11 protein-coding genes and 1 pseudogene are annotated in these 9,119 nt (G+C 64.0%); 5 read left to right on the top strand and 7 right to left on the bottom strand.

Annotated features, from left to right (window positions below):
- The coding region (locus WAN02_RS20470; RefSeq protein ID WP_422266053.1) for a hypothetical protein at nt 1-251 on the bottom strand (251 nt) is incomplete at its 3' end.
- Between WAN02_RS20470 and WAN02_RS20465 the strand changes: the two genes are divergently transcribed.
- Genes WAN02_RS20465 through WAN02_RS20455 form a run of 3 tightly spaced genes read left to right on the top strand, consistent with a single transcriptional unit; the run spans nt 135 to nt 2,717 of the window.
- Nucleotides 135-1,187, top strand: coding sequence for a type III polyketide synthase (locus WAN02_RS20465; protein ID WP_422266052.1), 1,053 nt, complete (start codon nt 135-137; stop codon nt 1,185-1,187). The genes WAN02_RS20470 and WAN02_RS20465 overlap by 117 nt on opposite strands.
- Nucleotides 1,188-1,194: 7 nt before the next feature.
- Complete coding sequence (locus WAN02_RS20460) at nt 1,195-1,704, top strand: isoprenylcysteine carboxyl methyltransferase family protein (protein WP_422266051.1); 510 nt, start codon at nt 1,195-1,197, stop codon at nt 1,702-1,704.
- Nucleotides 1,701-2,717, top strand: a complete 1,017-nt coding sequence (locus tag WAN02_RS20455) for an NAD(P)/FAD-dependent oxidoreductase (protein WP_422266050.1) — start codon at nt 1,701-1,703, stop codon at nt 2,715-2,717. The genes WAN02_RS20460 and WAN02_RS20455 overlap by 4 nt, the downstream gene beginning before the upstream one ends.
- A gap of 2 nt (nt 2,718-2,719) precedes the next feature.
- Here WAN02_RS20455 and WAN02_RS20450 read toward each other — a convergent pair whose 3' ends face one another.
- Together WAN02_RS20450 and WAN02_RS20445 are read right to left on the bottom strand one after the other, a co-directional pair.
- On the bottom strand, nt 2,720-3,481 hold the full coding sequence (locus tag WAN02_RS20450; RefSeq protein ID WP_422266049.1) for an SDR family NAD(P)-dependent oxidoreductase: 762 nt from the start codon (nt 3,479-3,481) through the stop codon (nt 2,720-2,722).
- 33 nt (nt 3,482-3,514) lie between these two features.
- Nucleotides 3,515-4,447, bottom strand: coding sequence for a TauD/TfdA dioxygenase family protein (locus tag WAN02_RS20445; protein ID WP_422266048.1), 933 nt, complete (start codon nt 4,445-4,447; stop codon nt 3,515-3,517).
- 70 nt (nt 4,448-4,517) lie between these two features.
- Between WAN02_RS20445 and WAN02_RS20440 the strand changes: the two genes are divergently transcribed.
- Nucleotides 4,518-5,087, top strand: coding sequence for a helix-turn-helix domain-containing protein (locus tag WAN02_RS20440; RefSeq protein WP_422266047.1), 570 nt, complete (start codon nt 4,518-4,520; stop codon nt 5,085-5,087).
- Nucleotides 5,088-5,107: 20 nt separating this feature from the next.
- On the opposite strand, the gene WAN02_RS20435 is transcribed toward WAN02_RS20440, so the two are convergent.
- From WAN02_RS20435 to WAN02_RS20425, 3 genes are read right to left on the bottom strand one after another with little or no spacing between them, the layout of a single operon-like run.
- Entirely contained in the window at nt 5,108-5,980 is an 873-nt protein-coding gene (locus WAN02_RS20435) for an alpha/beta fold hydrolase (RefSeq protein ID WP_422266046.1), read from the bottom strand.
- A complete protein-coding gene (locus WAN02_RS20430; RefSeq protein ID WP_422266045.1) occupies nt 5,977-7,149 on the bottom strand; it encodes a sulfotransferase family protein in 1,173 nt (390 codons plus the stop codon). The genes WAN02_RS20435 and WAN02_RS20430 overlap by 4 nt, the downstream gene beginning before the upstream one ends.
- Entirely contained in the window at nt 7,146-8,222 is a 1,077-nt protein-coding gene (locus WAN02_RS20425; RefSeq protein ID WP_422266044.1) for a DUF1214 domain-containing protein, read from the bottom strand. Before WAN02_RS20425 ends, WAN02_RS20430 begins: the two co-directional genes overlap by 4 nt.
- Nucleotides 8,223-8,416: 194 nt before the next feature.
- Here WAN02_RS20425 and WAN02_RS20420 point away from each other — a divergent pair, with 194 nt between their 5' ends.
- Nucleotides 8,417-8,713, top strand: coding sequence for a hypothetical protein (locus WAN02_RS20420; protein WP_422266043.1), 297 nt, complete (start codon nt 8,417-8,419; stop codon nt 8,711-8,713).
- A 55-nt stretch (nt 8,714-8,768) separates the two neighbouring features.
- On the opposite strand, the pseudogene WAN02_RS20415 reads toward WAN02_RS20420, so the two are convergent.
- Nucleotides 8,769-9,119: pseudogene (locus tag WAN02_RS20415) on the bottom strand (SAM-dependent methyltransferase); the annotation flags it as partial.

The raw sequence follows: 9,119 nt of genomic DNA, 5'->3' as shown, positions 1-9,119 counted from the left end.
GGACCCACTCGCGGTCGGTCACAAATTTCAGCAGCGGCAACGGTGCCGGCAACCAACGTCGTCCAAGACAGGTGAGTCAGATGAGAAAAACCAAGAACGGCAATGAATTTCAGGCCCACAGAGCCGGCAGCGTCATAGCGGGTGTACAGGGCGTCCTGCCAGAGCATCACTATCCGCAGAATGAAATCACCGACATGCTGGCCGGGCTTCCCGCGTTCAGGAATCACGGGGATCTGCTCCGCAAGTTCCATGCAAGTTCCAAAGTCAACGGTCGCTATCTGGTGCTGCCGCTCGAGGAGTACGCCTCGCTGACCGACTTCGGCAAGGCCAACGACATCTGGATTGAAAACGCGGTGGAGCTCGGCTGCGCGGCGATCTCCGCCGCCCTCGATGAAGCGGGGTTGCGGCCGCAGGATGTCGACGTGGTGATGTCGACGACCGTCACCGGTCTCGCAGTGCCGTCGATCGAAGCCCGCATCGCGACACGCCTGGGACTTCGCCCCGATGTACGACGGGTGCCGATGTTCGGCCTCGGCTGCGTCGCCGGTGCCGCCGGAGTGGGCCGGCTCAACGACTACCTGCGCGGCGCGCCCGATGACGTCGCGGTGCTGCTGTCGGTGGAGCTGTGCTCTCTCACCTTCCCCGCGACAACCCCGTCGTTGGCTTCCCTTGTCGGGACGTCGCTGTTCGGCGACGGCGCCGCGGCGGTCGTCGCGGTCGGTGCACGTCGCGCCGAGCAGATCGGGGCCCGTGGACCCGAAGTGCTCGGTTCGCGCAGTCACCTGTACCCGGACTCGCAGGACACGATGGGATGGAATATCGGTTCGACCGGCTTCGGTCTCATCCTTTCCCCAGACGTCGCCAGCGTCGTCGAGCAGTATTTGTCCGACGACGTAGCAGGCCTGCTGGCTGCGTACGGGGTTGGTATCCCGGACATCGGTGCATGGGTCAGCCATCCGGGTGGTCCCAAGGTCATCGAGGCGATTGTCTCATCACTCGGATTGCCCTCCGACGCACTGGAATTGACGTGGCGGTCGTTGAGTGAAGTCGGTAACCTCTCGTCGTCGTCGGTGCTGCACGTCCTGCGTGACACGATCGCCAAGCAGCCGCCGAGCGGCAGCCCGGGAATGCTGCTCGCGATGGGCCCCGGCTTCTGCTCCGAGCTCGTCATGCTGCGCTGGCGGTGAGACTGCGATGACTTGGTACGCGTTGTTGGTCGTCGCGGTCGCCGTCGAGCGACTGATCGAAGTGCGGGTTGCCGAACGCAACCGCGCCGTCAGTAAGACGCACGGCGGCGTGGAACTCGGCGCCGGCCACTATCCGGCGATGGTGGCCTTGCACTTCAGTCTGCTGGTGGGCTGCCTGGTCGAGCCGATTGTGCTGCACCGCAGCTTCATTCCGGCTTTGGGCTGGTCGATGTTCGTGGTTGTGCTGGCGGCCCAGGCACTGCGCTGGTGGTGCATCACGACCCTGGACTATCAGTGGAACACCCGCGTCATCGTCATTCCGGGTGCGAGCCGCGTGACCGGCGGACCCTACCGGCTGATACCTCATCCGAACTACGTCGCGGTAATCGCCGAAGGTGTGGCGCTGCCGTTGGTGCACTCGGCATGGGTTACCGCGCTGGCCTTCTCGATCCTCAACGCGTGGTTGCTGAGCACCCGGGTCAGGGTCGAAAATGCCGCACTGGCGAGCCTGAAGTGATCGACCTTCTCGTCGTCGGCGGCGGGCCGGCCGGTCTGGCTACTGCAATCCACGGTGCTCGGGCGGGGCTGCACGTGGTTGTCGCCGAACGCCGCAGCGGACCGATCGACAAGGCATGCGGTGAGGGCCTGATGCCCCACACCCTGCGCCATCTTCAAGGTCTTGCGGTGCATCCGCTCGGCAAGCCGATCCGGGGCATCAGCTACCGTGATGGAACGCGACACGTCGACGCGAAATTCAAGCATGGGACTGGGCGCGGTGTGCGCAGGACCGTACTGCACGGCGCACTTCTGGACGCCGCAGTCGAGGCCGGCGTTGACATCGTCCAGGACGAGATCCGGGAGATCAGCCAGGACGCCGACGGCGTTCGCGCCGGACACTGGCGGGCGCGTTACCTCGCCGCGGCAGACGGGTTGCATTCCCCGATCCGTCGCTCGTTGGGCCTGGAGCAAACCAGTCCCGGTCCGCGCCGCTGGGGTATCCGCCGACACGTCCAGACCGCGCCGTGGTCGGACCACGTCGAAGTGCACTGGGCGCCGGGCGCTGAGGCATACGTGACACCTATTGCTGACGATTGCGTGGGCATCGCGCTACTCAGTTCCGGCCGGGGGGGATTCGATCGCCATCTCGAGGAATTCCCGGCCCTGCGTGATCGGATCGAAGGCCACCCGCACGAGCCCGATCGCGCAGCAGGACCGTTGCGGCAGAATGTTTCGGGCCGCACGGCCGGACGGGTCCTGCTTGTCGGCGACGCCGCGGGCTACGTCGACGCGCTCACCGGCGAGGGTCTTGGCTTGGCTTTCGGTGCTGCCGAATTACTGGTCGACTGTGTGATGAGTGATCGCCCACAGGATTACGACCGGCAATGGCGTCAATTGACTCGGCGCTACCGCATGCTGACTGCGGCCCTGCTTCAGGCTTCGGCCTACGCTCCGATCCGGTCGCGCATCGTGCCGGCCGCGAAGGCCATGCCCACGGTGTTCACCGGAATCGTCAATCTGCTTGCGCAGTAACGTCAGACCTGGTTGAACCCGCCGTCGGCGGTGATGGTGGATCCGGTCGTGAAGCTGGACAGGTCGCTGGCCAAAAACACTGCCGCGTTGGCGATCTCGACAGGATCGGCGAAGCGCCCTAACGGGATGGTCGAAACGCGTGCCGCGCGAAACTCCTCGATCGAGGAGTTGGGATCGGTCTGTGCGGCCAGATTGTCGCTTCCCGGTGTCGCGGTCGATCCCGCCACGACGACGTTGACCCGGATGCTCCGATCAGCGAGTTCGTTCGCCCAGGCGCGCGCGAACGATCGCACGGCGGCCTTGGATGCGGCGTAGACGCTCAGTCCCGGGCGACCACGGTCGGCGGTGGTGGACCCGATCAGGATGATCGAGGCGCCGTCGTTGAGTAGCGGCAGGGCTTTTTGGACGGTGTACACCACGCCCTTGACGTTGGTGGTCAGCAGCGCGTCGAGGTCGTCCTCGGTGATCTCGCCCAGTCGCGCGACCCTCGTGGAGCCGGCGTTGGCCACCACGACGTCGAGGCCCTTGCCCGCGGCGTCAACCTCGGTGTAGAGCCGGTCGAGATCCCCCGGTGTTCCGACATCGCCCGGCACGGCTACCGCGCGGGAGCCTAATTGGGTTGCCGCAGCGCTCAGTTCGGGTTTCCGCCGGCCGTTAATGAACACTCGGTCAGCGCCCTCGGCAATGAACCTCTTGGCGGTGGCAAGCCCGATGCCGGAGTTGGCGCCAGTGATCACGGCGGTTTTGTGGTCGAGCAAGCCCATCCAGGTCTCCTGATGACGTATCGACGCCTCAGGTTAGGCCACAAGTGGTCTCGGGGTGTCCACCACTGAATAGTCACCGGCGTCCCCGGCGACGACGCGGCTGCGTTCACCGTGAACGCTGACCGGAATATCGCCCGCGAGGGTTATCCGATGCATGATGCGCGGTTGATTACCGAAGTCGGAGACGCCGTAATGCTGGGTCGCACGGTTGTCCCACATCGCGACATCGCCGAGTTCCCAGTTCCATCGGATTGTGTTCTCCAGCCAGGTGATCCGATCCTGGAAGATCCGGAACAATGCCTGCGACTCGGCGCCATTGACTCCCAAGATGGACTTGACGAAGTTGCCGAGCAACACCGAGCGCTCGCCGGTCTCCGGGTGGACCCGCACCACCGGGTGATGAGCCTCGTAGTGGGTGGACTGAAACTCGGCTGCGTACTTCAACACCGCTTCGGGGTCAGCTTCCAGGGCCGCTAACTTCGAAGGGTCGACCTGGCCATAGTCGAATGCGTTGTTGTGCATTGCCCACAGGCCGTCGGCCAGCTGCTGGAGAGGCTGGGGCAGCTGCTGATATGCGGCGACAGTGGAGGCCCAGGTGGTGGTGCCGCCGTAGGCCGGCAACTCGACGGCGCGCAGGATCGACGCCTTCGGCGGCCGGTCGACGAACGTGACATCCGTGTGCCACTGGTTGGCGCCGCTCCCGCCGATGGATTCCAGTCGCATAACCCGGCTGCCCTCGAACTTGAGCGTCGGGTGCGGCGTCGTGGGAACGCCCAGGCTCTCGGCGAACGCATAGTGGGAGTCGTCATCGAGGTGCTTCTGCCCGCGGAAGAACACCACCTTGTGAGTGACCAGTGCTTGGTTGATCGCTGCCGCGGTCTCACTATCGAGCTCGCCGAGCCGCACCCCGTCGATACGCGCCCCGATATTCTCGCTCAGCTTGACCACACGAAGATCACTGCTCACGGCTGCTCCTTGTCGACGTTTCGGTCATGTAGGCACCTGACTACACGACGTTGTCCGCTACTGTACACAGATGGCTACATCGGAGGCAACGGTTGCGACCACGGCGAAGCCAATTGGTAAAGACGAGGTCAGCGCGGCCGTCTTGCAAGCAGCGAGCGAACTGTTCGCCGAGAAGGGCCCGGCCGCGACATCCATCCGCGAGGTCGCAGCTCGAGCCGGGGTCAATCACGGCCTGCTGCACCGCCACTTCGGCAGCAAACGTCAACTTCTGGCAGCCACGCTGCAGTACCTTGCCGACTCGGCTGCGGCCCTGCGGGAGTCTGGGGCATCGCCATCGGACGTCGAAGCCACCTCGGAGATTCAGGCGCGCGTGATGGTGCGCTCGATGCTCGACGGATTTCCCGTCGAAGAACTCCAGCAGCGATTTCCCGGTATGGAAGCCTTTCTGGACCAGGTGCGAACTGGTCATACCGATGACCGCACCGCGCGACTGCTGGCTGCCCACGGGATGGCGCTGCAAATCGGATGGGGTCTCATGGGACCGACGCTGCGCGTCGCGTTTGGGTTGCAGGATCTCGACGACGACGAGATACGAAAGGCGGTCGCCGAGCAGATCGCCAAAATCGTTGCCGCCGAATAACCTCCTCGCGGACAGACCCCTCAGTAACTGTCGCGCACCGCGGCTGCGACGGCCCGTGGGGCTTCGGACGAGGGGTAGTGACCGACATCGGGAAGCTCAGTGACCACGGCGCGCGGCAGGGCCTTAACCGCCACCTCGAGAACGTGGCCGCCCGAGACGGGGTCCGCGAGTCCCCACACCAAACGCAGCGGGCCGGCCCAATCAGCCAGCGCCGACTCCCACCGCTGATGGTGAGCCGCACGCTCGGCGTTGTACTTGATCAGCAGATGCGACAGCTTGTGCCCGTTGTCGCGCGACATACCCAGCCAGAGGTCGTCGAACTCGCTGTCACTCAACGGTGTTCCCCGAACCGCGTCGAGTGCTGAGCGGACCCGCGCGGCACTGACCTGGCCGGCCAGCAACTTGCCGATGACCGGACGGATGAGCAACTTCTGCAAGCGCGTCGGCCGGTAGGCGCTGTATACAATCCCGGAATTCAACATTGTCAGGTGGTCGATCGCGAACGGAAGCACTCCTCGATTGGCCCGGTCGATGAGTTCCTGACCGACGATCCCGCCGTAGTCGTGAGCCACCAGTCGCACCGACGTGACGTTGAGGTGCGCGACGAGATCTTCGACGGTGTCGGCGGATTCGGTCACCGAATACTGGTAGCTGTCGGGCTTGTCCGATGCGCCGTAGCCGAGGAAGTCCATGGTGATCACGTCGTGGTCGGTGGCCAGGTCGGTGGCCACCTCTGCATAGTCATAGGACCACGTCGGAAACCCGTGCAGCAGAAGCACCGTGGGCCCGGTCCCGCGACGCCGGAAAGCGATGCGATGTCCACGGCGGCTCACCAGGGCCTCGTTTTCGGCGATCCATTCGGCCGCCCCGGGAAAACCTGCCGATCCCGTCATCGCAGCTTCTCAGTGGGGATGGCGTAGCGGTCTTGGTAGGGGCGTACCCGCTCGCGCACCTCGTCAGCATTGAGGTTGGTGTCTGACCAGGTGTAGCGGCCGTGCCCGCCGTCGGAGGGATGGGCGGCCAGGAAGTCGTGCATCCGTTGCTCGGTCTCGGGCCGCAGCTCACGGCCCAATGCTCGATAAATCCCACCGATCGTGGCCCATGGATCGTTCATGAAATCGGTGAACTTGACGTCGATGATCCGATCGTCAGGGATGACCCCGCTGTCGCGGAGGGCCATCTCCCGCTCGAGCCCGACGATGATCTCCTCGTAGCTCTGCGCGGCGCACTCGGCGACGGTGGATTCATCGGTGCTCATCCGCCGCAGGTGGTTGGTCAGCGCGGCGATCGAGGAGATGACGTTGAGCGGATCGCGATGAGTCTGGACGATCAGCGCGTCCGGATATTCCGCCAGCAGCGCGTCGAGCTGCCACAGGTGCGCGGGTGATTTCAGCAGCCATTGCCCGTGGACGCCAGATTGTAGATGTTGCAGGAACATTCGATGGTAGCGGTAGGCGCCGGCGTATTCGGCGTCATAGAGCAGCCAGCGGTAGTAGCTCGGGAGCCGGTACTGCACCGAGTAGATCATGCTGGTGAATTCGCCGCCCGTGATCCGGACGCACTCCTGACCCACCAGTGCGCCCATCGGGTGGAACTTGAGGAAGCCGGGAATGATCTGCTCGGAAAGTTCAATGTTCGTTTGGATTTGGGCGATGCGTGGATCGTCATGATAGGTCTCGGGCTGGGGCACTGGGCATGGCTCGTCGACCTCCCAAGTCAACGGAGCGCGCAACTCCGGATCTTGGGTGAGCAGGTCGTAGAGGATTGTGGTGCCGGTCCGAGGCTGACCGACAATAACGATGGGGCGGGTGATCTGCTCGGCCGCGACATCGGGATTCTTTTTCCGCCAATCGATTACACCGAGACGGTTCGACAACGCGCGAATGAGGTCGGCATACGCGACTTCAACCCCGATCACCGAAAGCCGCGCCTCGTTGACGAGGCCGTCGACAAGCACCTGCAAGCCTGGCTGCCACCCATCGTCGCCGAAGTCGTCGAGCCCGGCCCGGGCACAGGCGGCGCCAACCAGCTTCTCCGGCGAAAAGCGTTCCTGCAGAATCATTTCTGGCCCTGGTCGATCGACGTGGTGACCGTAGGCGGTTCGGGATTGTCGAGCCAGCGCAGTACGACAAAGCCGCGGTGCCGCCCGCCCGTGTCGAGCCAGTGGCCCACTCCGAGGTCACGCGCTGAAATCGCGATACGCACATGTCCGTCTGCGTCGGCGTGGACGCCTTTGTTGGTCACCGAGCTATGTCTGCGGTGCGGCTCAAGACACTCGTGCCAGATGTTTTCCAGTGTGACGTTCCAATAGCGGGTGGCCGGCGGTTGAATGTCGAGCACGAGGGCTTGGTCGGGCTCGAGTCGAAAGGTTCCGATCATGTACAGATTGTCCGGCGTGGTGTCGGCGTCGCCGAGGTCGGCGGCTTGGGCTGTCAGCAGGGTGTTCGGCTGCTCGATGAGCTCGGGCTTGATAGTGCGGTGCAGCGTGGCCAGCTTCATCAACGTCCAGGCCATCGCGGTCAACTGCTCCGACAGCGCGCTGTCGGTGAGCGCCACGACGGGATCGGGATCCAGCGGGGCGATGTGGAGTGTGGCGAGCTGCTCGGTGGCCCGATCGCCGATGTATTCGCGCACAACTACCGATGACGCATCCGCCGGGATCGGCAGCCACTGTGCGCCGTTGAGGTCGGCGGGCTTATGCTCAGACAGCACCAGCTCGAATTGTCCCGCCGTCAAGGACAAGTCGACATCGCTGACATAACCGGCCATCCGCCGCGGAGTGAGTCCGGTGCCGGCGAGGATCTGGAGCCCGAGGTATGCGCTCGTACCCCGGTGGCCGATGATCCGGTAGCTGCGGTCGCCGCGGATCATCGCCAGGTAGTAGTTGCCGTCGGGGTTGGGGCCGCCGACCATCCGCGTCGGCGTACACATATCGAAGAACGATGGCTGGTCGGGATCGGCTTCCACCGAAAGTTGTGCGCACAGCGACGATATTCGCGCGATGACTCGTAGTCCCTCGACAAACTCGCGTTCGCATTCGGCGTCCTCGGTGACCACGGTGGTCATGTCGCGCAGCATGTCTTGGAAGAATTGCCAGGCACCGGTTGATTGCAGCTCCGCGACGCTGTCAGGCATGGCCTCACCGTACGACCACGCGCTGCGTGGTGTCCTGCGTCTTGCGGATTGCCTCGAGACCCGTCACGAATGATGTAGGTCTGTTATCGGAACGTGGCCGGTGTGTGCCCGTTGTTCGGCTAGGTTACGTCTCGACTGATGCACAGCGAACCTGACGGCACAGGGCTGAGAATCAAGGAGAGGCAAGGAGTTTTATGGACTTCGAGGGTGGCCATACCCGCGACCTCATGTCGTTGGCACACCAAGCATTAGGCAGTGACACCGTCGACAAGGGAGCACTGTGCGCGGCGGCGATCAAAGTCATCGACAACCCGCCTCGAGACGGCATCTTGCGGAGCTTGGCTGACCATGTCTGCCAAGCTGTCTTCGACTGGGCGTGCTTCGAAGGCTCGCCCGCACGATTAGAGGGCGTCGTGAAGGGCTACGAGACTGCGTCGCACGCGTTGCACGCGCTCCAGGTTGAGGAAAGGCTCAACACGCTGCAGCACTGAGCCAAACCCGTTGGCTCAGTCCTACTAGCGAGACATCAAGCCAGCGTCGACACACCTACGCCAGCGTCGCCGTCAGGTAACCAGACCCATCGCCGAAGGAAGCCAGCTCGTCGTCGGGCAGCTCGAATCCGTTGGCCGCGTAGATCTGCGAGGTTGTCTGGACGTCGATGTGCCAACCGTGGTCTTTGAGATAGTCGGCGGCAGGATTGCGGTCCCCGCTGTAGAACAGCTCGGCCAGGTTGATGTTGGAGCCGATCCGACGTGATCGCTCGGTGAGCCGGTCCGCCCAGTCTGCTGGAACATTGCGCAAGTCCATGTGTTCGGTGGCGATGCGGCTGCCCGCTGCGGACAGGGCCACGATGTTGTCGAACAGCCGATCCTGAACGTCCGGTGGCAGGTAGACCAG

Origin of the sequence: Mycobacterium sp. (assembly GCF_049281135.1) — a bacterium.
In the GTDB taxonomy this organism is placed as follows: Bacteria; Actinomycetota; Actinomycetes; order Mycobacteriales; family Mycobacteriaceae; genus Mycobacterium.
This window is presented reverse-complemented; position numbering and strand designations above follow the sequence as displayed.